Here is a 21,316-nt window from a genome sequence, read left to right on the forward strand (position 1 = left end):
GGGGGTGGGTCAGGGGAGGCGGGCCTCGGCGGCGGCCCAGTCGAGGTCACCGCCGGGCTCGTAGCGGACGACGTCGTACGACGCCCGCACGAGCGCGCGCATCGCGGCCAGGTCGGGCAGGTCGGCGCCGAGGGCGCGTGCCTGGACGAGCACGTTGCCGATCGCCGCCGCCTCCGCCGGCCCGGCGAGCACGGGTACGCCGCAGGCGTCGGCGGTGAGCTGGCACAGCGTCGCGTTGCGGGTGCCACCGCCGACGACGTGCACGACGTCCACGTCGACCCCGGCGAGCTCGGCCGCGGTGCGGACGTGGCGCCGGTAGGCGACCGCGAGGCTGTCGAGGATGCAGCGGGTGATCGCGACCGGGGAGTGCGGCACCGTCTCCCCGCGCTCGGCGGCGAGCGTGGCGACCCGCTCGGGCATCGGGTCCGCCGCCGTCGACGGGCCGAGCAGGCGGGGATCGTTGATGTCGACGACGGTGCGCAGCGGCTCGAACTCCGCAGCGTCGGCGAGCAGCCGTTGGAGCTCGACGTCGCGGTAGCGGCGCTCCGACCAGGAGCGGAGGCACTCCGAGAGCACCCAGAGGCCCATGACGTTCTTCAGGAACCGGACGGTGCCGTCGACGCCGCCCTCGTTGGTGAAGTCGGCGACGCGGGCCTCCTCGGTCAGCACCGGCTCCTCGAGCTCCAGGCCGACCAGCGACCAGGTGCCCGAGGAGATGTAGGCGAAGCGCGGCGTCTCCGTGGGCACCGCGACCACCGCGCTCGCGGTGTCGTGCGAGCCGACGGAGATGACCGGCACCTCCGAGCCGACCCCGAGGGTGTCGGCCGCCTCCGGGCGGAGGCGGCCGACGACGGCGCCGGGATCGCGGAGGGCTGGCAGGACTTCCGCGGGAAGGCCCAGGCGCCGGGCCAGGTCGACGTCCCACTCCCCCGAGCGGGCGCCGTAGAGCTGGGTGGTCGAGGCGTTCGTGCGCTCCGCGCCGACCACGCCGGTGAGCCAGTAGCCGAGCAGGTCGGGCAGGAGCAGCAGGGTCTCGGCGGCATCGAGCGCAACGGTGCCGCGCGCGGCCACCAGCTGGTAGAGCGTGTTGAACGGCAGCTGCTGGATGCCGGTGCGGGCGTAGAGCTCGCGGGCACCCACCTCGTCGACGACCTTCTCGGCCACCCCGTCGGTGCGGGAGTCGCGGTGGCTGAACGGGTTGCCGAGCAGCTGACCGTCGCGGTCGATCAGGCCGTAGTCGATCGCCCAGGAGTCGATGCCGATCCCGTGCAGCGGCCCGGTCTCCGCGACCTTCCGGATACCCGCGAGCATCTCCCGGTAGATGCCGAGGACGTCCCAGTGCAGGGACCCGCCGACCCGGACGGCGCCGTTCGGGAACCGGTGGTGCTCCTCGAGCTCGATGCCGCGGGCGGTCACCCGGCCCGACATCACGCGGCCGCTCGTCGCCCCCAGATCGACAGCGGCGACCCGGATCGGGCCAGTCATCGCAGGAAGGCCGCCGGGACGCCGGCGTCGACCGGGACGTGCAGGCCCGTCGTGTGCGTCATGTCCGGCCCGCAGAGGACGAACACGGCGTTGGCGATGTGGGCGGGCAGCACCTCGCGCTTGAGGATCGTGCGCTGCGCGTAGAACTTGCCGAGGTCCTTCTCCTCCACGCCGTAGACCGCGGCGCGGTTGGCGCCCCAGCCGCTGGCGAAGATGCCGGAGCCCTGCACGACGCCGTCGGGGTTGACGCCGTTGACCTTGATGCCGTGCTCGCCGAGCTCGGCGGCCAGCAGCCGCACCTGGTGCGCCTGGTCGGCCTTCGCGGCGCCGTACGCCACGTTGTTGGGGCCCGCGAAGACCGAGTTCTTGCTGGAGATGTAGACGATGTCGCCGCCCATCTCCTGCTCGATCATCACCTTGGCGGTCGCCTGGGAGACGAGGAAGGAGCCCTTCGCCATCACGTCGTGCTGGAGGTCCCAGTCCTTCTCGGTGGTGTCGAGGAGGGACCGCGACAGGGACAGGCCGGCGTTGTTGACCACGAGGTCCACGCCACCGAAGGCGAGGACGGCCGCGTCGACGGCCGCGCGTACGGCGTCCGCGTCGCTCACGTCGACCTGCACGCCCACCGCGACGTCGCTGTTGCCGATCGCGGCGGCCGCCTCCTGTGCCTTCTCGAGCGAGAGGTCGGCGATGACGACGCAGGCGCCCTCGGCCGCGAGCTTCTCGGCCGTCGCGCGCCCGATGCCGGACGCGGCGCCGGTCACGAGCGCCACCCGGGTGGCGAGCGGCTTGGGCTTCGGCATCCGCTGGAGCTTGGCCTCCTCGAGTGCCCAGTACTCGATGCGGAACTTCTCGGACTCGTCGATCGGCTGGTAGGTCGAGAGACCCTCGGCACCGCGCATCACGTTGATCGCGTTGACGTAGAACTCGCCGGCCACGCGGGCGGTCTGCTTGTCCTTGCCGAAGCTGAACATGCCGACGCCGGGGACCAGGACGATCAGCGGGTCCTTGCCGCGGATGGCCGGGCTGTCTGGCGTCGCGTGCCGGTCGTAGTAGGCCTGGTAGTCCTCGCGGTAGGCGACCGCAAGCTCCTTCAGCCGCGCGACCGAGTCCTCGACCGACGCGTCGGCGGGCAGGTCGAGCACGAGCGGCTTGACCTTGGTGCGCAGGAAGTGGTCCGGGCACGAGGTGCCGAGCGCGGCCAGGCGCGGGTGCTCGGCGTGCGCGAGGAAGTCGAGGACGACGTCGGAGTCGGTGAAGTGCCCGACCATCGGCCGGTCGGCCGACGCGATGCCGCGGATGGTCGGCGCGAGCGCCGCCGCCTTCGCCCGGCGCTCGGCCTCCGGCAGCGCGGCGTATCCGTCGAGGGCGGGGCCGAACGGCTCGGCCTTCGCGTGCTCGGCGATGTAGGCCGCGGCGGTGTCGATGATCCAGAGCGAGTTCTTCTCGGCCTCGTCGCTGGAGTCGCCCCAGGCCGTGATGCCGTGCCCGCCGAGGATGCAGCCGACGGCCTGCGGGTTGCGCGCCTTGATATCGGCGATGTCGAGGCCGAGCTGGAAGCCGGGGCGACGCCACGGGACCCAGACGACCTGGTCGCCGAAGATCTCCTTGGTGAGCGACTCGCCGTCCGTCGCGGTGGCGATCGCGATGCCCGAGTCGGGGTGGAGGTGGTCGACGTGCGCCGCGTCGACGAGGCCGTGCATCGCGGTGTCGATCGACGGCGCGGCGCCGCCCTTGCCGTGCAGGCAGTAGTCGAACGCGGCGACCATCTCGTCCTCGCGCTCCACGCCGGGGTAGACGTCGACGAGGCTGCGCATCCGGTCCAGACGGAGGACGGCCAGGCCGCCCTCCGTCAGGGTGCCCAGGTCTCCGCCGGAGCCCTTCACCCAGACCAGCTCGACGGAGTCACCGGTGACCGGGTCGGTCTCGGTGCCCTTCGCCGAGGTGTTGCCGCCCGCGTAGTTGGTGTTCTTGGGGTCGGCGCCGAGGCGGTTGGACCGGGCGATCAGCTCGGTCACTGCGGGGTTGGTCATCGCTTCCTTCTCAGGTGTGGGTTGGGTCGGTACCGGTGTCTCGTGACGGTCGCGGGGCGACCTCCTCGACCACCAGTGGCGCTAGGTCCACGACATCTGGGAGCCGCCGACGCGGGCGGTCTCGATCTCTGCCTGGTAGCCGGACTCGGCGTACGCGCGCATCGGGTCGGCCGGCAGGCCGCGCTCCTCGCGCCACGCGGCGAGGTCGGCGCGCACGTCGGTGTAGAACGCGTCCATGAAGACCTGGTGGCCGGCGAGGACGTCGCCCGTCTCCTCGGCCGCGGCCAGGGCGTCACGGTCGACGAGCAGCGCGCGCGCCGTCATCTCCTGCACGTTGAGGACCGACCGGATCTGGCCGGGGATCTTGTGCTCGATGTTGTGGCACTGGTCGAGCATGAAGGCCACGTCGCTGTCGGGCCCGTAGCCGCCGCCCCGGACGACCTCGACGATGATCCGGAACAGCTGGAACGGGTCGGCCGCTCCGACGATCAGGTCGTCGTCGGCGTAGAACCGGGAGTTGAAGTCGAACGAGCCGAGCTTCCCCAGCCGGAGCAGCTGCATGACGATGAACTCGATGTTGGTGCCGGGCGCGTGGTGGCCGGTGTCGAGGCACACGACGGCACGGTCGCCGAGCGCGGCGACCTGGGCGTACGACGTGCCCCAGTCGGGGACGTCGGTGTGGTAGAACGCCGGCTCGAAGAACTTGTACTCGAGCACCAGCCGCTGGTCCTCGCCGACCCGCTCGTAGATCGTCGCGAGCGACTCGGCGAGCCGGTCCTGGCGGCCGCGCAGGTCGCCCTGGCCGGGGTAGTTGGTGCCGTCGGCGAGCCAGATCTTCAAGTCGCGCGAGCCGGTCTCGCCCATGATGTCGATGCACTCGAAGTGGTGGTCGATCGCCTTCTGGCGGACCTTCGGGTCGACGTGGGACAGGGACCCGAGCTTGTAGTCGTCGTCCTGGAATGTGTTGGAGTTGATCGTGCCGAGCCGGATGCCGTGGTCCTCGGCGTACCGCGCCAGGGCGGCGTAGTCGTCGACCCTGTCCCACGGGATGTGCAGCGCGACGGTCGGCGCGAGGCCGGTGAAGCGGTGGACAGTGGCGGCGTCGGCGATCTTCTCCTCGACCGAGCGCGGGGTCCCCGCGCTGCCGAAGACCTTGAACCGGGTTCCGGAGTTGCCGAAGGCCCAGGAGGGCAGCTCGATCGCCTGGTGCTCGAGCGCGGCCGCGATCGCGGCGAAGTCGGTCATGCTGGGTCGCTTCCTTCGTGAGTCAGCTGGTCGTCGAGGTTGAAGACCTCGCGGAGGAGCAGGAACCCCTCGTCGGGCGGGCGGCCGGCGGACGTGTCGGGCCCGTCCGGCCAGGTGAAGTACGGCGCCATCTCGGCCTGCCAGCGACCGTTGACCTCCGTGCGGGCCATCGCCGCCTGGGCCGCGTCGAGGTCGTCGGCCTCGACGTAGCCCACGAGCAGCCCGTCGTCCCGCAGGAACAGGGAGTAGTTCCGCCAGCCGGTCTCCTTGAGCGCGGCGAGCATGTCCGGCCACACGGACCGGTGCCGCTCGACGTACTCGTCCATCCGGTCGGGACGGACCTGGAGCGTGAAGCAGTAGCGGGGCATGGGGTTCCTCCTCCCTGTTCCTGGGGTTGGTGCGTGGTTGATGCGGCGTGGGTTGGTGTGACGACCACCTGATCGAGGTCTCGTGACGGGGCCCGCAGTGCCTCGCGAGCTCGGCCCTACGGGCCCCTCCTCGACCTGATCGGCTATCCGGTCCGAGCTCCGCTCGGACCGGGCCGATCAGAAGTCGAAGTCGTCGATGTTGCTCTCGTCGAAGACGAACGGCTCGCCGAGGAGGACCTCGCCGTTCTCGCCGACCTCGTAGTCGCCGAGGTCGCCGGCCTCGAAGGTGTCGCCGGCCTCGCCGGTGATCTCACCCGACGCGAGCGCGTTCGCGGCGTACGCCGCCAGGTAGCCGAGGTCCTCGGGGTTCCACAGCGCGAACGCGGTGACGGTGCCGTCCTTGACGTACTCGCGCATCTGGTTCGGGGTGCCGAGACCGGTCAGCGCGACCTCGCCCTTGGCGTCGGAGGTCGAGAGGTAGCGGGCGGCCGCGGCGATGCCGACGGTGGTCGGCGAGATGATGCCCTTGAGGTCCGGGTGGGCCTGGAGCAGCGCGGCGGTCTCGTCGAACGACTTCTGGTCGTCGTCGTCGCCGTAGACGGTGTCGACGAGCTCGATGTCGGGGTGGTTGGCGGCGAGCTCCTCCTCCATCATCTCGATCCACGCGTTCTGGTTGGTCGCGTTGGCGGCGGCCGAGAGGATCGCGATCTCACCGGAGCCGCCGATCTGCTCGGCGATCAGGTCGACCTGCACCTTGGCGATGCCTTCGGCGGTCGCCTGGTTGATGAACAGGTCGCGGCACTCCGGGTTGGTGTCGGAGTCGAACGTGACGACCGGGATGTCGGCGTCGCGGGCCTGGTTCAGCGCGTCGCAGATGGCCTCGGGGTCGTTGGCCGACACGATCAGCGCGTCGACGCCCTGCTGCGCGGCGGTGTTGATGAACGGCACCTGCGCCTCGGGGCTGGCCGTGTCCGGGCCGACCTCCTCGATCGAGCCGCCGAAGTCCTCAGCAGCGGCCTCCGCACCCGCGGTGCTGGTGTCGAAGTAGGGGTTGCCGAGGTTCTTCGGCAGCATCGTGATGGTGGCGCTGCCGCCGTCACCGCCGCCGCCCTCGCCGTCGTCGTCGCCACCGCACGCGGTCAGACCGAGGCTGGCGACGAGGGCGATCGCGGCCAACCCGGCCGCTCGCTGGCTCTGGAACTTCATCGTTCTCGTTACCTTTCGTTGGTGCTGGTCAGGACCGCAGCCGGTGGTCGGTGCCGTCCGGCCGTGGGCGCGATGCCCACGGCCACGTCCTCCCCGAGCGCAGTCCCGAGGCCCAGGTGAGGAAGCTGGTGGAGATCACGGAGAGCACGAGCAGCACTCCGATCACGATGTTGATGACGTTGACCGTCTGGCCCTCCAGGCGCATCGCGCTGGAGATGACGCCGATCAGGAGCACGCCGGCCAGGACGCCGTGGAGGGCGCCGCGTCCGCCGAAGATGGAGACGCCGCCGAGCAGCACGGCCGCGATCACCTGGAGCTCCAGGCCGTTGGCCGAGTCGCCGCGGACGCTGCCGTAGCGCAGTGCGTAGAAGATGCCGGCGAGCGCCGAGACCGCGCCGGTGAGCACGAACAGCACGAACTTGGTGCGCTCGACGTTGACGCCGGTGAACCGGGCCGCCTCGCTGTTGCGACCCACGTCGAAGACGCCGCGGCCGAACGTCGTGAAGTGCAGCAGCACCACGAAGACCAGCGCCAGCACCGCGATCGGCACGAGGACCAGCGGGTAGGAGCCGCCCTCGACCAGGCGCTCGGAGGCGAGGTCGGTCCACTTCTCGTCGAAGTCGGTGATCGGGGTGTCGCCGAGCAGGCCGACGGCGATCCCGCGGAAGAGGGCGAGCGTCCCGATCGTCACCGCGAGGGACGGCAGCCCGACGTACGCCACGAGGAAGCCATTGAGGGCTCCGGCGACCATGCCGAACCCGAGGGCGAGCAGCGCCGCGACCGGGAGAGACATCCCGGCGTCGACGTGGAAGATGCCCATCAGGCCGGCGCTGAGCCCGACCGTGCTCGCGACGGAGAGGTCGATCTCGCCCGTGACGATCACCAGGGTCATCGGCAGGGCGATCATCAGGATCGGCGCCATGTCGAGGAACAGGAAGTAGAGCGTCAGCGGCCCGTCGAAGTTCTCGACGTTGACGTTGGCCCAGGCGAAGACCGCGACGAGGAGGGCGATGACCGCGGCCTCGTGGGTCATGAGCCACCGGCGCCACAGCGGCCGCGCGTAGGGCTGGTAGGTGCGGGCGGTCGGGCCGCCGGGTGCCGTGGGGGCGGTCTGCAGGCTGGTCATCGGCTGCTCCCGGTCGCGGACGTGGAGGGCGTGGGGGACGGTGGTGGTGGCCCGTCGCCGACGTCGAGGTCGCGAGCCGCGACCAGGCGACGCTCCTGGCGGAGCGCGAGGATCCGGTCGAGCGCGACGGCGGCCAGGATCAGGGCGCCGACGACTGCGCGCTGCCAGAAGTCGCCGACGCCGAGGATCGGCAGGGCGCTGTTGATCGTGATCAGGAGGGTGGCGCCGATGGCCGCGCCCCAGACCGTGCCGCTGCCGCCGAAGATCGCGACGCCGCCGATGACGGCGGCGCCGACCGCCTGCAACTCGATGCCGAAGCCGGCGTTGGAGCTGACCGTGCCGTAGCGAGCGACGTAGAACAGCCCGGCCATCCCGGCGAGCGCACCGGAGACGACGAAGGCGGACAGCACGCGACGGCTGACGCGGAGGCCGTAGAGGACGGCGGCGTCGGGGTCGGACCCGATCGCGTAGAGCTCGCGGCCGGAGCGGGCCGTGTGCATCGCGTAGCCGACGACCGCCATCACCAGCAGCGCGATGATCGTCAGCACCGGGATCGTCAGGACCTGCTCGGTGCCCAGGCCGGAGAAGCCGTCGGGGATGTCGCTCGCGGTGATCCGGTCGCTGCCGGCCCAGCTGAGGAAGACGCCCCGGTAGATGTAGAGGGTGCCGAGCGTGATGACGAGGGAGGGCACCCGGCCGAACGTGACCAGGATGCCGTTGACCAGCCCGAGGCCGGCACCCGCCAGGATCGCGGCGATCACGACGACGATGGCCGGGAGGCCGGTGTCGACGAACAGGCGACCGGTGAGGTAGGCGGTCAGTCCCATCGTCGACCCGACGGAGAGGTCGACGTTGCGGGTGACGATCACCGCGGTCTGGCCGACGGCGAGCACGATCAGGATGCTCGGGTTGACCAGGAGCGATCGCCAGCCGTCGGAGCTGAACAGGAAGCTCGAGCTGCTCAGCGCCGTCGCCGCGATCAGCGCCACGAGGACCGCGCCGACGGCGAGCTCGCGGGAGCGGAGCACGGTGCTGAGCGCCCGCCGGGCGGGGCTCATCGCGCTCGGTCGGACCTCGCTCAGAGGTGCGTGCTCGGTGGTGCCGGCGGTCATGCGCGTGCCCTCTCTTCCGTCGCGACGACGGGTTGGTCCTCGGTCCGCGACCCGGTCGCGGCGTGCATCACGGCCTCCGCGGTGGCCTCCGCGCGGTCGAGCTCGGCGGCGATCCGGCCCTCGTGGACGACGAGCACCCGGTCGGCCATGCCGAGCACCTCGGGAAGCTCGGAGGAGATCATCAGGATCGCCAGGCCCTGGCCGGCGAGGTCGGAGAGCAGGCGGTGCACCTCGGCCTTGGTGCCGACGTCGATGCCACGGGTCGGCTCGTCGATGATCAGCAGCCGCGGCTCGGTGGCGAGCCACTTGGCGAGCACGACCTTCTGCTGGTTGCCACCGCTCATGGTGGTGGCGGCCATGTCGAGCGCACCGGTCTTGACCTCGAGCCGGCTGGCCCACGGCGTCGTGGCGCGGTTCTCGCGGCCCTCGGTGAGCAGGCCGAAGCGGTCCAGCTTGCCGCGGATCACGGAGGCGACGTTGCGCGCGACCGAGCTCTCGACGACGAGCCCCTGCTGGCGGCGGTCCTCGGGGACGAACGCCATGCCGGCGGCGATGGCGGCCCGGGGCCGGTGCGCGCGCACCCGGCGGCCGAGCATGCGGACGCTGCCCGCGTCGTAGCGGTCGATGCCGAAGACCGCGCGGGCGATCTCGCTGCGACCGGCGCCGACCAGCCCGGCCAGGGCGACGATCTCGCCCGAGCGCACCTGGAACGTCACATCGTGGAACACGCCGCTGTGCTCCAGGCCCTCGACGTCGAGGACGACGTCGCCGACCTCGGCGGGCGTCTTCGGGAACAGCTCGGAGACCTCGCGGCCCACCATCCGGGCGACGATCTGGTCGACGGAGGTGTCGGCGATCGCGTCGGTCGACACGTACTCGCCGTCGCGCATCACGGTGACGGTGTCGCAGAGGTCGAAGACCTCGTCGAAGCGGTGGGAGATGAAGACGAGGGCACGGCCCTCGTCGCGCAGGCTGCGGGCGACGGCGAAGAGGCGGTCGACCTCGACGCCGCTCAGCGCGGCCGTCGGCTCGTCCATGATCAGCAGCGCCGCGTCGAGCGAGATGGCCTTGGCGATCTCGATGATCTGCTGGTCGGCGATCGACAGGCCGCGCGCCGGCCGGCGCGGGTCGATGTGCACGCCGAGCCGCGCGAAGAGGGCGGCCGACTCGTCGTACATCCGGGTCCGGTCGATGCGACGCGCGCGGCCCAGCGGCTGGCGGCCCATGAAGATGTTCTCGGCGACCGACAGGTCGGGAAAGAGCGTGGGCTCCTGGTAGATGACCGCGATGCCCGCCGCCTTCGAGTCGGCGGTGGAGCCGAAGTCGACGTCCTCGCCCCGGAAGCGGAACACGCCGCCGTCGCGGCGGTGGACGCCCGCGACGATCTTGACCAGCGTGGACTTGCCTGCGCCGTTCTCGCCGACGAGGGCGTGGATCGAGCCACCGTGCACGGTGAGCGTGCCGGAGCGCAGGGCCGCGACCGCGCCGAACGACTTCGCGATCCCCTCGAGCTCGAGCGTCGGGGTGCCGGCGAACGGATCCCGCCTGCTGGTCATGCCACTCCTTGACAATCCGGATTGAAAGGTTTCAACTACCGATACCGGCACGTTAGGTGACTGCCGTCACAGGCGTCAAGACGTTGACCGAAACATCTTTGAAACGAATCAATCCCGATCACGAAGGCGGCCGCACCCCCTAGGGTGAGCCCACACGGAGGAGGAACCTGGTGACCACCGAGCTCGAAGGCGGACGCTCCGCGCCGGCGAACGGTCGCAGCGTCTCCGTGAAGGACGTCGCTGCGGCCGCCGGCGTCTCGCTCGGCACGGTCTCCAACGTGCTGAACCGGCCGGAGAAGGTCTCGGAGGCGACGCGCGACCACGTGCTCCGCGTGATCGACGACCTCGGGTTCGTGCGCAACGACGCCGCGCGCCAGCTCCGCGCGGGCAAGAACCGCGCGGTGGGCATGATCGTGCTCGACGTGCGCAACCCGTTCTTCACCGACGTCGCGCAGGGCGTCGAGAAGCGGCTCGGCGTGCACCAGCGACCGCTCATCCTCGGCAACTCCGGGCAGGACCCGGCGCGCGAGTCGACGTACCTCGACCTGTTCGAGGAGCAGCGGGTCAGCGGGCTGCTGATCACGCCGGTGGGCCAGGTGCTGCCCCGGCTGCGGCGACTGCGCGACCGGGGCACCGCGGTGGTCGTGGTCGACCGGCGCACTGGGACCCGCGAGTTCTCGTCGGTCTCGGTGGACGACAAGCGGGGCGGACGGCTCGCGGCGCAGCACCTGCTCGACACCGGGCGCCGGCGGCTCGCGTTCGTCGGCGGCCCCCGCGGGCTCAACCAGGTCAAGCACCGCCTGCTCGGCGCCCAGGAGGTCGTCGACACCGTCAACCGCGCCCGGCTCACGTTCGTCGAGACGCCGACGATGGACGCCGACGCCGGCCGGCACGCGGCCGAGCAGCTGGTCGCCCTCGGGCCGCGCCGGCGTCCCGAGGCCATCTTCGCCGCCAACGACCTGATCGCGCTCGGCGTGCTGCAGGGGCTGACGCTCGCGGGGCTGCGGGTCCCCGACGACATCGCGATCGTCGGCTACGACGACATCGACTTCGCCGCCTCGGCGGCGATCCCGATCACCTCGGTCCGCCAGCCGCGCGAGGAGCTCGGGCGGGTGGCGACCGAGATCCTCCTGGGCGTGATCGACGACCCGGCGAACCCGCGGGTGCGGGACGTGGTGCTCGAGCCGGAGCTCGTCGTACGCCGCTCGACCACGGGCTGAGCCGACAGCGGCGCGACGCTGCTGTCCGAGCCGCAGGTGGGTACCTGACGTTCGACGCGGCCGCCCGGCCGGTATCGGCGGAGGGAGCCCCACTTGGAGGACAAGCGGACCGTCGGCGTGGAGGAGGAGCTCCTCCTGATCGACCCGGAGACGCGGCAGGCGTCGCCGCGCTCGGACCAGGTGCTCGAGCACCTGCCACCGGACGAGCAGCGGGACGCGGCCGAGGACCTCGACCACGAGCTCTTCCGCCACCAGCTCGAGACCCGCACCCCGCCGGCCGTCGGGCTCGACGAGCTGCGGGAGCACCTGGTGCGCGGCCGCCGGTTCGCGGCCGAGGCCGCCGCGCGGGTCGGTCTGGCGACCGCGGCGAGCGGGACGTCGCCCCTGGAGAGCGGCGAGCCGCAGATCACCCGGGACGACCGCTACCTCGACATGGTCGGGCGGTACGGCGAGATCGCCCGCCCGGGCGGCACGTGCGGGATGCACGTCCACGTCCACGTGGCCTCGGACGAGGAAGGCGTGCGCGCGATCGACGCGACCGCCCCCTGGCTGCCACTGGTCCTGGCGGTGAGCGCCAACTCGCCGTACTTCCGCAGCAGGGACACCGGCTACGCCTCGTGGCGGTCGCAGATCTGGGCGCGCTGGCCGAGCGCCGGGCCGACCGAGGCGTTCGGGTCCGTCGAGCGCTACCGGCTCGTCTCCGAGCGGATGATCGCCTCGGGGGCCGCCCGGGACCCGGGGATGCTCTACTTCGACGCCCGGCTCTCGGCCGACCACCCGACCGTGGAGGTGCGGATCTCCGACGTGTGCACGGCCGTGGACGACGCCGTGCTGGTGGCGGCCCTGCTCCGCGCGCTGATCACGTGGGGGGCCGAGCCCGGGTCCGCGCGGTCGCGCGTCCCGGGGGCGGACGAGCCGCCCGTGTGGTGCGCCGAGCTGCTCCGGGCCGCGCAGTGGCGTGCGGCGCGCTACGGCCTCGCCGGTGAGCTGGTCTCGCCGACCACCGGGCAGCTGGTCCCCGCCCGCGCGGCGCTCGACGACCTGGTCGACCTGGTGCGCGAGCAGCTCGAGGCGACCGGCGACCTCGACCGCGTCCGCGACGGCCTCCCCCGCGTGCTCGCCGGCGGCGGCGCCACCCGACAGCGCCAGGCCTACGAGCGCACCCGCTCGCTCACCGCCGTGGTTGATGACCTGGTGGAGCGGACGAACGCCGCGGCGGTGGGGTAGCTCGGCCGCGCCGGCCACAGGCCCAGGTGGCGTGGCGGCGGCGGTGGGGTAACTCAGTGTTACGAACGCTTGGTGGGCGTTGTGACATGTCAGAGCGCCGAGGTAGTAGTCGCAACACCGAGGTAGTGCGGGGTCGCCTGGTCGTCGCGGGGGTACGGCGAGGCGCGGTGACCTACGCGGTGGGCCGGCGGTCGCCGTACTGCACACGCAGCATGTCGGCCTGGCGCTTCAGCTCGGGACTCAGCTCGCTCCCGGAGCGCCGTACTGCCTCGGCGTGGTCCGCCCGCAGCCGGCGGATCGCGGAGTGGCGTCGCTCGCCCCAGTAGTCCTCCCAGTAGAGGTTGCAGACGACGAGCCCGGCCGCGCTCAGCAGCCGCTCGCGCTTGCGTTCCTCGAAGACAACGTCGCCTGCCGACCGGAGGGCGACGCCGCCCTCCTCGGGCGGGCGGTACTTGATGGCGCCGTGCGCCTCGACGACCAGGTTGCCGACCCGGATGTCGCACCACCGGACGCCCTCATCGGTCAGGACGGGGAACTGGGTCTCCGGCTCGCCGATGCCCGCCTCGAGCACGAGCTCGCGCGCGAGCGACTCGTTGGGGTTCTCGGCACCCGGGTCAGCCTGTCCCACGGCCCAACGGGCGGCGCGGCTGCCGGGCCAGTGCGTCATCGGTGCGACCGCGGCCTGGAGCTCGGCCCGCGTGACGCCCATCCGCATCGCGCCGTCGCAGGCGACGAGGCCGTCCTGTCGCCCTCGTTCGCGGGCGATGTCGACCGCAGTCCGCGCCAGATCGAGCACCCGCATGCCGTTGACCTCGACGACCTGGTGCTCCGCGAACCTGGCCAGGTGGTGCTTGACGCCGTTCTCGGTCCAGGCGTTGGTGAACCCGGGACGCGTGACGTGCACCAACGGATCCTTCGGCCGGAGGATCGCCAGCCCCAGCTCGTGCGCCGCGGAGTCGTGGCTCAGCAACCAGCCGCGACGCATCTGGGCGATCGCCGCCCGGGCGAGGAGGCGCGGTCGCCCGACGTACTCGTCGGCGGACTGCCAGATCTCCCGCGTCGTGTACATGCCGCGACGCAGCCGTTCGAGGTCGCCGGTGCGCAGGAACCGCCGGATCTCCGTCGGCGCGACGTCGAGGTCGAGCAGCTCGTAACGGCTCAACACCTGCTTGGCTTCGAACGCGGCGACCACCCGAGGATCCATGGCCCGCACGGTGCCCCGTTCGGGGGCGTACGTCGACCGCGAGCAGCGGGCCCTGTGGATGACCGTGGCGAGCGGACTGCGGAAGCCGCCGACCGCGCACCGCACTACCTCGGTGTTACGTCCGCTCCCTCGGCGCTATGACCGGTCACAGCATCCAGCAAGCGTTCGTAACACTGAGTTACCCCACTGGCCCGCCCGGCGCTACAGGCCCAGGTCGCGGCCGATGAGCTCCTTCATGATCTCGTTGGAACCGGCCCAGATCTTGGTGACCCGGGCGTCGCGCCAGGCGCGGGCCACGCGGTACTCGTTCATGAAGCCGTAGCCGCCGTGGAGCTGGACGCAGTGGTCGAGGACCTCCGACTGCACCTGGCTGGACCACCACTTCGCCTTGGCGGCGTCGATGGCGGTGAGCTCCTTCTTCGAGTGCGCGAGGACGCACTTGTCGATATAGGCCTCGGCGACCTCGATCTGGGTGAAGAGCTCGGCCAGCAGGAACTTGTTGTGCTGGAAGGTGCCGATCGGGGCGCCGAACGCGTGCCGCTCCTTGGTGTACTGCAGCGTCTCGACCAGGATCTGCTTGGCCTGCGCGATGTTGGCGACCGCGCAGCCGAGGCGCTCCTGCGGGAGCTTCTGCATCATGTGGATGAAGCCCATGTTGAGCTCGCCGATGATCTCGGCGTCGGTCACCCGCACGTTCTCGAAGAACAGCTCGGCGGTGTCGGACTCCTCCATGCCGACCTTATCGAGCTTGCGACCGCGGGAGAAGCCCTCCTTGGTCGCCTCGATGCCGAAGAGGGTGATGCCCTTGGGGCCCTTCTCCGGGTCGGTGCGCACGGCGGTCACGAAGAGGTCGCCGGAGTAGCCGTTGGTGATGAACGTCTTCGACCCGTTGATGACCCACTCGTCGCCGTCGCGGACGGCGGTGGTCTTCAGCGCGGCGAGGTCGGAGCCGCCGGACGGCTCGGTCATGCCGATGCCGAGCAGGATGTCGCCGGAGGCGACGCCGGGGAGCCAGCGCTGCTTCTGCTCCTCGGTGCCGAGCTCGACGATGTACGGCGCGGTGATGTCGGAGTGGATGCCGTGGCAAGTGGGGTACGCCGCACCGACCTTGCCGAGCTCCTCCTGGAGCACGGCCTGGAAGCGGTAGTCGCCGGCGTCGGAGCCGCCGTACTCCTCGGGGATCTCGAGGCCGAGCATCCCGTTCTTGCCGGCGTCGAGCCAGAACTCGCGCGGCAGCGCCTTGGCGGCGATGTGCTCCTCGGTGTGCGGGATGACCGACCGCTCCAGCCAGGTCCGCACCGACTCGCGGAACGCCTCGTGGTCCTCGTCGTAGATCTCGCGCCTCATAGCGCCGGATCCTACTCGCCGGTCACATCCGTCGGTTCCGCTGGTTCGTCTGGTGAGTGGACGCGGGACGGCATGACGGCGCCGGCGACGACGAGCGTCAGCGAGACGAGGAACACCGCGACGAAGACGGCGCTCAATGCCGGCTCGAGTACGGCGACCGCCAGCTTGTCGAGGTCGACGTCGGCCGCGTCGACGCCGCCTCCGAGGCGGCTGGCGACGATGCCGTTGGCGAGGGCGCCGAACGCCGCGACGCCGACGGCGCTCCCGACCGACCGGGAGAACATGTTGGTGCCGGTCGCGACGCCGCGGTCGCGCCAGGTCACGGCGGACTGGGCGGCGATCACCGACGGGCTCGCGACGTAGCCCAGCCCGAGGCCGAGCACGAGGCAGCCGGCGGCGAGCTGCCAGATCGAGCTGCCCGGCCCGGCGAGCGCGACGATCCCGCTGCCGAGCACGCCGAAGACCGCCCCGGCGAGGAGGCACGGCCGGAAGCCCCAGCGCAGGTAGACCCGGCCGGCGGTGGACGCGGCGATCGGCCAGCCGATGGCGAGCGCCGCGACCGCGAGACCGGCGACGGTGGCGCCGGAGCCGAGGACGCGCTGGGCGTAGACGGGGATGTAGGAGGTGACGCCCATCATCAGCACGCCGACCACGAAGGCGCCGATGGTCGCGGCGTTGAGGACGCGGTTGCGGAAGACCCACAGCGGCAGCACCGGGTCGGGCGCGCGGCGCTCGACGAGACCGAACGTCACGAGCAGCACGGCCGAGCCGGCGAAGAGGCCGACGCTGGCGGGTGAGTCCCAGTCCCACCGGATGCCGCCCTCGAGCAGGCCGAGCAGGAGCAGTCCCGCCGCGACGGCGAGGAGGGCCGAGCCGGCCACGTCGACCGAGCGCCGCTCGGTCACGGCGGCCCGGTCGCCGTGCTCCTCGAAGCTGCGGAGCAGCATCACGGCGGCGAGCAGCCCGAGCGGCAGGTTGATCCAGAAGATCCAGCGCCAGGACAGGTGGTCGGCGAACAGCCCGCCGAGGGTCGGACCCACGACGGCGGACATGGCCCACACGCTGGCGACGTAGCCCTGGGCGATCGCGCGCTCCGCGACGGAGTAGATGTCGCCCATGATCGTCATGCCGGTCGGCGCGATCGCGCCGGCGCCGAGGCCCTGGACCGCGCGGGCGACGATGAGCGCCGGCATGCTCCACGCGACCGCGCACAACACCGAGCCGACGACGAACGCGCCGATGCCGAACATCATCAGCGGCTTGCGGCCGTAGACGTCGGCGAGCTTGCCGTAGATCGGGGTGGTGACCGCCTGGGTGAGCAGGAACGCCGAGAACAGCCACGGGAACTGGGTGAAGCCGCCGAGGTCCTCGACGATCGCCGGCACCGCCGTCGCCAGGATCGTGGTGTCGATCGCGACCAGGGCGATGCTGAGCATCACCGAGCCGAGGATCGGGCCGCGCTCGCTGCGCAGGCCGACGCTCGCGTGGGACGGAGCGGCGGTCGAGGTCACGTGAGGCGGCAACCGGCGGGCGCCGTACGGCATTCCCTCGGGCACGCGGGCGCCGCCCTGACAGGGAGGGGCCCGGCCGACCGCTGGGAGGACGGTCGGCCGGGCCAGGGGACCGGTCGGTGGGAGTTCAGGCCCCGACCGGGATCTTGTCGTCGTCGCCCGCGGGTACGGCGGCCGCCGGCTCCTCGCGGAACCCGTAGCGCTCCCACCAGCGACGCAGCGGGCCGGGAGCCCACCAGTTGAGGCCGCCGAGGAGCTTCATCGTCGCCGGCACCATCAGCGCCCGGACGATCGTCGCGTCGACGAGCAGCGCGACGAGCATGCCGACGCCGAGCATCTTCATGAAGACGATGCCGCTGGTGGCGAACGCGCCGATCACGACGGCCAGGAGCAGCGCGGCGCTGGTGATGATGCGACCGGTCTTCTGGACGCCGGTGGCGACGGCGAGGTCGTTGTCGCCGGTCTTGTCCCACTGCTCGCGCACCCGACTGAGCAGGAAGACCTCGTAGTCCATCGAGAGGCCGAAGAGGATCGCCAGCATCAGGATCGGGTTGGTGGCGTCGAGGTAGCCCTGCGACTCGAAGCCGAGGAAGTCGGTCAGGTTGCCGTCGCTGAAGATCCAGGTGATCACGCCGAACGAGGCGGTGATCGAGAAGGCGTTCATCGCGACCGCCTTGATCGGCAGCACCACCGAGCCGAACGCCACGAACAGCAGCACCAGCATCACGGCGACGACGATCAGGCCCATCCACGGCAGGTGCGCGCCGACCGAGTCGAGGAGGTCGACCGTGTCGGCGGTCAGGCCGCCGACGAGCGCGGACCCGCCCTCGGGGTCGATGTCGCGCAGGTCGCGCACGAGGTCCTGCGACTCCTCGGTCTGGCTGTTGCCCGGCCACGTGACGTGGACCAGGGTCGCGTCGTCCTCCTGGGCGACGACCTGGGCGGTCGTGCCGTCGCGCAGACCCTCGGCCCGCGCGATGTAGTCGTCGGCCGCGGCCGCGTCGACGCCCTGGAGCAGCACGTTGGCGGTGGAGGTCTCCTCGCCGAACTCGCGCAGCTGGTCAGCGGCGACGTGGGCCGGCGCGTCCTCGGGCAGCACCCGGTGGTCGACGCTGCCCCACTTCACGCCCAGGAACGGCGACGCGACGGCGAGGAGGACCACGACGGTGACGGCGAGGACGGCGATCGGGCGCCGCATGACCGCGTGGGCGAGCCGGGCCCAGCGGCCGTGGTCGTCGGAGACGCTGACGGCGCGGTGGCGGCGCCACGGCAGGCGGCCGGCGTCGATCCGGCGGCCGAGCAGGACCAGCGCCGCCGGCAGGACGGTGAGCGACGCCAGCATCGCGATCACGACGGCGGCCATGCCGCCGTACCCCATGCTCCGGAGGAACATCTGCGGGAAGATCAGCAGGCTCGCCAGGGCGGCTGCCACGGTGAGGCCCGAGAAGAGGACCGTGCGGCCGGCGGTGTTCATGGTGTTGCGGATCGCGGTGCGCGCCGCGTCGGGGTCGTCGTCGGGCAGCGCCGCGAGCTCCTCGCGGAACCGGCTGATGACGAACAGGGCGTAGTCGATCGCGAGGCCGATGCCGAGCAGCGAGATCACGTTGACGGCGAAGACCGAGACGTCGGTGAACGTCGTGAGCAGGCGGACGACGGCGAGGGCGCCGACCATCGCGACGACGCCGACCAGGGCGGGCATCGACGCGGCGACCAGGCTCCCGAAGATCAGCAGCGCGAGCAGCACGACGAGGGGCAGCGAGATCAGCTCGGCGCGCTCGAGGTCCTCGGAGGTGATCTCGTTGACGTCGTTGTAGACCGCGTAGGAGCCCGCGACGTCGGCCTCGACGCCGGAGTCGGCGGAGGCCTCGAGCAGCGGGTGGATCTCGTCGTAGGAGTCGAGGAAGTCGTCCTGGGTCTCGCCCTGGAGGGAGATGACCACCTGGGCGTGGTGACCGTCCTCGCTGACCAGACCGGCCTCCGGCGGCGCCTCGAAGTACGGCGTCACGCGGGCGACCGCGTCGTCGGGCAGACCTGCCACGACGTCCTCCACGGCGGCCTGGAATTCCGGGTCGTCGGCGACCAGGTCGTCGCTGGAGTAGATCGCGACGACGTCGGCGGCGCGGTTGCCGAAGATCTCGCGCTCCTGCGCCATCTCGATCCGGCCCTCGGCGTCCGGGTCGTCGAAGCCGCCGCGGGAGAGGCTGTCGAACACCCCCACGCCGTAGACGGCCGCGCCGATCACGAGGAGCAGGCCGAGCACGAGCACGGCCCGGGCGCGGCGGGCGAGGAAGCTGCCCCAACGGTCGAGCATGGTCGGGTCCCTTTCGACTATGGTGAAACCGGATCAGTCCTGTTTACACCGTAAACCGTAAACGGTGTAAACTCAGGTGTCAACCGATCACTAGCAAGGAACCTGCGTGCCCGCTCTGCCCCAGCCCACCCGCCGCGAACGGCAGCGCGCGGCGACGTACGACGAGATCGTCGAGGTGTCCGCCGCGCTGCTCGCCGAGGGCGCCGAGCTGTCCCTGCGCGCGGTCGCCACGCGGATGGGGATGACGGCGCCGGCGCTCTACCGCTACGTCGCCAGCTACCAGGAGCTGATCGACCTCGTCGCGTTCGAGCTCGACAAGCAGCAGACGGCCCTGTGGGCCGCGGAGGCCGAGCGGCTCCCCGCCGACGACCCGGCGGGGCGGCTCACGATCGCCTGCGTGCAGTTCCGGCGGTGGGCGCTGGCGAAGCCGCGCGAGTTCCAGCTGGTGTTCGCCAACCCGATCACCGAGGGCGACACCGCCCGCCGCGAGCTGCTGACGCTCGCGACCTCGGGCCACTACTTCACCGACCTGCTCTGGCAGATCCACGAGCGCTACCGGATCCCCTACCCCGCGCTCGACGAGCTCGACCCGCAGGTGCGCGACGCCGTCGCCGAGCCGCTGATCCCCGCGAAGGCCGAGCACATCCCGGCCGAGGACCGCGGCCTGCTGTGGATCTACATGCGCGCGTGGTCGGCGCTGTACGGCGTGGTCGTGCTCGAGTCGACGGGACACTGCGACCCCCGCGTCATCGCCGCGGGGGCCCTGTTCCGCTCCACGCTGGTGGAGTGGCTGCCACGGCTCGGGCTCGGCGCCGAGCAGGAGCGGCTGACCGCCCTGCTCGACGCCGAGCTCGCGCGCGGCTGACTCTTCTCTTACTTCTCGACGGCCTCACCGAGCTCGACCAGCACGATGCGCGGGTCGAGGAGCTTGGCGGTGTAGGGGTCGATCTGGCCCTCGCAGCTCATCGTGATCGTGTTGCCGCCCTCGCTGTCGAGCGCGACGCCGTCGAGGGCGATCGTGCCGTGGTCGCCGCCGTTGGCCACACGGACCTCCGAGGTCGCGATCGTGTTGGTGTACTCGTCGCCGACCGGCTGCGTGATCGAGCAGGTGAAGTCGTTGACGTCCCCGCCGTTGTTCTGGATGGTGCCCGACGCCGACACGGCGTAGGAGCCCGCCGGCACGGTGACCTCGAAGATCGTCGTGTCCGGGTCGCCGGAGCTCAGGTCGTGGAACTCGAGGTGGTCGAAGTAGGCCGTCGGACCGGCGGTGAACTTCTCGTTGGCCGCGCCGTTGAGGTCGGCGGCGGAGAGGGTGCCGTTCTTGACCTTCGCGCCCTTGACCGCGTTCTTGGCGAGCTCCTTGGTCTTGACCGCACCGGTCTTGATCTGCGGAGCGCCGACCGAGTCCTTCGCCAGGCCGGCGGCGTACGCCACGCCGCCGGTGCCGGCGAGGGCGAGGACGATCGCCGCGGTGGACGCGGTGTTGGCGTAGAACGTGCGGCTCTTCTTGTTGGCGTTGGTGTTCGTGTTCATGTGGATGCACCTTTCGGGCTGGTTGGGTGACGCCCGCCTGTCGCTGCGCGTCGTTGATGCATCCAGATTTGCCCCGGGCAGGGGCCCGCTACATCGGCGGCGGCCACGCAACCAAGGCCGCTCGCTACGGAGCCAACGGACTAGCCCAGTACCTCTGCCACCCACGCAGGGACCAGCTCGCCCGCGGGGCCGTGCCGCGCCTCGTCGAAGAAGAAGCTGCCCTCGGACGGGACCAGGTTGAGCTCGAGCGTGCGGGCGCCGTAGGCCCGGGCCTGCTGGACGAACCCCGCGGCCGGGTAGACCGCGCCCGACGTGCCGACCGAGACGAACTGCTCGCAGCTGCCGAGCGCGTCGAGGATCTCCTCCATCCGGTAGGGGATCTCGCCGAACCAGACGACGTCGGGCCGCAGGTCGCTCGCGCCGCACCCGGGGCACGGCGGGTGGTCGACCATCGCTCCGCTGAAGGGGGTACGGCGCCGGCATGCCCGGCAGAGCGCGGAGAGCAGCTCGCCGTGCATGTGGATGACGCGGGTCGAGCCGGCGCGCTCGTGGAGGTCGTCGATGTTCTGGGTGACGACGAGGAGGTCGTCGCCGACGGCCCGCTCGAGCTCGGCCAGCGCCTTGTGGGCCGGGTTGGGCTCGACCAGGGCGAGCGCGGCCCGGCGCGCGTCGTAGAAGCGCTGCACGGTGTCGGGGTCGCGCTCGAACGCCTCGGGCGTCGCGACGTCCTCGACGTGGTGGCCCTCCCAGAGGCCGTCGGCGTCGCGGAACGTCGGCACGCCGCTCTCGGCGGAGATGCCGGCTCCGGTCAGGACGACGATGCGGGCCACGG

Annotated in this window: 17 protein-coding genes; 3 read left to right on the forward strand and 14 right to left on the reverse strand. The window is 71.5% G+C overall.

Annotation, left to right across the window (positions count from 1 at the left end; all coding sequences use genetic code 11):
• Positions 1–9 precede the first annotated feature (9 nt).
• From HNR19_RS19805 to HNR19_RS19840, 8 genes are all read right to left on the reverse strand, one after another.
• Positions 10–1,485 (reverse strand): rhamnulokinase, encoded by a 1,476-nt coding sequence (locus HNR19_RS19805; RefSeq protein WP_179669506.1) that lies wholly within the window; start codon positions 1,483–1,485, stop codon positions 10–12.
• Complete coding sequence (locus HNR19_RS19810; protein ID WP_179669507.1) at positions 1,482–3,518, reverse strand: bifunctional aldolase/short-chain dehydrogenase; 2,037 nt, start codon at positions 3,516–3,518, stop codon at positions 1,482–1,484. The genes HNR19_RS19805 and HNR19_RS19810 overlap by 4 nt, the downstream gene beginning before the upstream one ends.
• A gap of 81 nt (positions 3,519–3,599) precedes the next feature.
• On the reverse strand, positions 3,600–4,763 hold the full coding sequence (rhaI, locus tag HNR19_RS19815; protein WP_179669508.1) for an L-rhamnose isomerase: 1,164 nt from the start codon (positions 4,761–4,763) through the stop codon (positions 3,600–3,602).
• Entirely contained in the window at positions 4,760–5,131 is a 372-nt protein-coding gene (locus HNR19_RS19820) for an L-rhamnose mutarotase (protein WP_179669509.1), read from the reverse strand. The genes rhaI and HNR19_RS19820 overlap by 4 nt, the downstream gene beginning before the upstream one ends.
• 177 nt (positions 5,132–5,308) lie before the next feature.
• Positions 5,309–6,337, reverse strand: a complete 1,029-nt coding sequence (gene rhaS, locus HNR19_RS19825) for a rhamnose ABC transporter substrate-binding protein (protein ID WP_179669510.1) — start codon at positions 6,335–6,337, stop codon at positions 5,309–5,311.
• Between the two features lie 28 nt (positions 6,338–6,365).
• On the reverse strand, positions 6,366–7,463 hold the full coding sequence (locus HNR19_RS19830) for an ABC transporter permease (RefSeq protein WP_179669511.1): 1,098 nt from the start codon (positions 7,461–7,463) through the stop codon (positions 6,366–6,368).
• Positions 7,460–8,575 carry an ABC transporter permease gene (locus HNR19_RS19835; RefSeq protein WP_179669512.1) on the reverse strand — a complete coding sequence of 372 codons (1,116 nt, stop codon included), beginning with the start codon at positions 8,573–8,575 and terminating at the stop codon, positions 7,460–7,462. Before HNR19_RS19835 ends, HNR19_RS19830 begins: the two co-directional genes overlap by 4 nt.
• The gene (locus HNR19_RS19840; protein ID WP_179669513.1) at positions 8,572–10,131 is read right to left on the reverse strand and encodes a sugar ABC transporter ATP-binding protein; all 1,560 of its coding nucleotides are present in this window, start codon (positions 10,129–10,131) and stop codon (positions 8,572–8,574) included. The genes HNR19_RS19835 and HNR19_RS19840 overlap by 4 nt, the downstream gene beginning before the upstream one ends.
• A 170-nt stretch (positions 10,132–10,301) precedes the next feature.
• On the opposite strand from HNR19_RS19840, the gene HNR19_RS19845 reads away from it, so the two are divergent.
• Positions 10,302–11,351 carry a LacI family DNA-binding transcriptional regulator gene (locus HNR19_RS19845; protein WP_343047285.1) on the forward strand — a complete coding sequence of 350 codons (1,050 nt, stop codon included), beginning with the start codon at positions 10,302–10,304 and terminating at the stop codon, positions 11,349–11,351.
• A gap of 93 nt (positions 11,352–11,444) precedes the next feature.
• Positions 11,445–12,578, forward strand: coding sequence for a carboxylate-amine ligase (locus HNR19_RS19850; protein ID WP_179669514.1), 1,134 nt, complete (start codon positions 11,445–11,447; stop codon positions 12,576–12,578).
• A gap of 172 nt (positions 12,579–12,750) precedes the next feature.
• On the opposite strand, the gene HNR19_RS19855 is transcribed toward HNR19_RS19850, so the two are convergent.
• From HNR19_RS19855 to HNR19_RS19870, 4 genes are all read right to left on the reverse strand, one after another.
• On the reverse strand, positions 12,751–13,782 hold the full coding sequence (locus HNR19_RS19855) for a hypothetical protein (RefSeq protein WP_179669515.1): 1,032 nt from the start codon (positions 13,780–13,782) through the stop codon (positions 12,751–12,753).
• A gap of 201 nt (positions 13,783–13,983) precedes the next feature.
• Positions 13,984–15,129, reverse strand: a complete 1,146-nt coding sequence (locus HNR19_RS19860; RefSeq protein ID WP_179669516.1) for an acyl-CoA dehydrogenase family protein — start codon at positions 15,127–15,129, stop codon at positions 13,984–13,986.
• Positions 15,130–15,140: 11 nt separating this feature from the next.
• A complete protein-coding gene (locus tag HNR19_RS19865) occupies positions 15,141–16,685 on the reverse strand; it encodes an MDR family MFS transporter (protein WP_343047286.1) in 1,545 nt (514 codons plus the stop codon).
• A gap of 82 nt (positions 16,686–16,767) precedes the next feature.
• Positions 16,768–18,951, reverse strand: a complete 2,184-nt coding sequence (locus HNR19_RS19870; RefSeq protein ID WP_179669517.1) for an MMPL family transporter — start codon at positions 18,949–18,951, stop codon at positions 16,768–16,770.
• Positions 18,952–19,057: 106 nt separating this feature from the next.
• Here HNR19_RS19870 and HNR19_RS19875 point away from each other — a divergent pair, with 106 nt between their 5' ends.
• Positions 19,058–19,816: a WHG domain-containing protein gene (locus HNR19_RS19875; protein ID WP_179669518.1), complete on the forward strand. Its 759-nt coding sequence runs from the start codon at positions 19,058–19,060 to the stop codon at positions 19,814–19,816.
• An 8-nt stretch (positions 19,817–19,824) separates the two neighbouring features.
• Here the strand turns inward: HNR19_RS19875 and HNR19_RS19880 are convergent, their stop codons facing one another.
• Positions 19,825–20,484, reverse strand: coding sequence for a hypothetical protein (locus tag HNR19_RS19880; protein ID WP_179669519.1), 660 nt, complete (start codon positions 20,482–20,484; stop codon positions 19,825–19,827).
• Between the two features lie 140 nt (positions 20,485–20,624).
• Complete coding sequence (locus HNR19_RS19885) at positions 20,625–21,314, reverse strand: NAD-dependent deacylase (protein ID WP_343047287.1); 690 nt, start codon at positions 21,312–21,314, stop codon at positions 20,625–20,627.
• Positions 21,315–21,316 lie beyond the last annotated feature (2 nt).

This window comes from Nocardioides thalensis (assembly GCF_013410655.1).
Taxonomy (GTDB): Bacteria; Actinomycetota; Actinomycetes; order Propionibacteriales; family Nocardioidaceae; genus Nocardioides; species Nocardioides thalensis.

What these genes read in the sequence shown, in the direction of transcription:
- HNR19_RS19870 (WP_179669517.1), bottom strand. Translation starts at nt 18,951, where the DNA reads ATGCTCGACCGTTGGGGCAGCTTCCTCGCCCGCCGCGCCCGGGCCGTG.
- HNR19_RS19860 (WP_179669516.1), bottom strand. Translation starts at nt 15,129, where the DNA reads ATGAGGCGCGAGATCTACGACGAGGACCACGAGGCGTTCCGCGAGTCG.
- HNR19_RS19840 (WP_179669513.1), bottom strand. Translation starts at nt 10,131, where the DNA reads ATGACCAGCAGGCGGGATCCGTTCGCCGGCACCCCGACGCTCGAGCTC.
- rhaI (WP_179669508.1), bottom strand. Translation starts at nt 4,763, where the DNA reads ATGACCGACTTCGCCGCGATCGCGGCCGCGCTCGAGCACCAGGCGATC.
- HNR19_RS19820 (WP_179669509.1), bottom strand. Translation starts at nt 5,131, where the DNA reads ATGCCCCGCTACTGCTTCACGCTCCAGGTCCGTCCCGACCGGATGGAC.
- HNR19_RS19835 (WP_179669512.1), bottom strand. Translation starts at nt 8,575, where the DNA reads ATGACCGCCGGCACCACCGAGCACGCACCTCTGAGCGAGGTCCGACCG.
- HNR19_RS19855 (WP_179669515.1), bottom strand. Translation starts at nt 13,782, where the DNA reads ATGGATCCTCGGGTGGTCGCCGCGTTCGAAGCCAAGCAGGTGTTGAGC.
- HNR19_RS19880 (WP_179669519.1), bottom strand. Translation starts at nt 20,484, where the DNA reads ATGAACACGAACACCAACGCCAACAAGAAGAGCCGCACGTTCTACGCC.
- rhaS (WP_179669510.1), bottom strand. Translation starts at nt 6,337, where the DNA reads ATGAAGTTCCAGAGCCAGCGAGCGGCCGGGTTGGCCGCGATCGCCCTC.
- HNR19_RS19830 (WP_179669511.1), bottom strand. Translation starts at nt 7,463, where the DNA reads ATGACCAGCCTGCAGACCGCCCCCACGGCACCCGGCGGCCCGACCGCC.
- HNR19_RS19805 (WP_179669506.1), bottom strand. Translation starts at nt 1,485, where the DNA reads ATGACTGGCCCGATCCGGGTCGCCGCTGTCGATCTGGGGGCGACGAGC.
- HNR19_RS19810 (WP_179669507.1), bottom strand. Translation starts at nt 3,518, where the DNA reads ATGACCAACCCCGCAGTGACCGAGCTGATCGCCCGGTCCAACCGCCTC.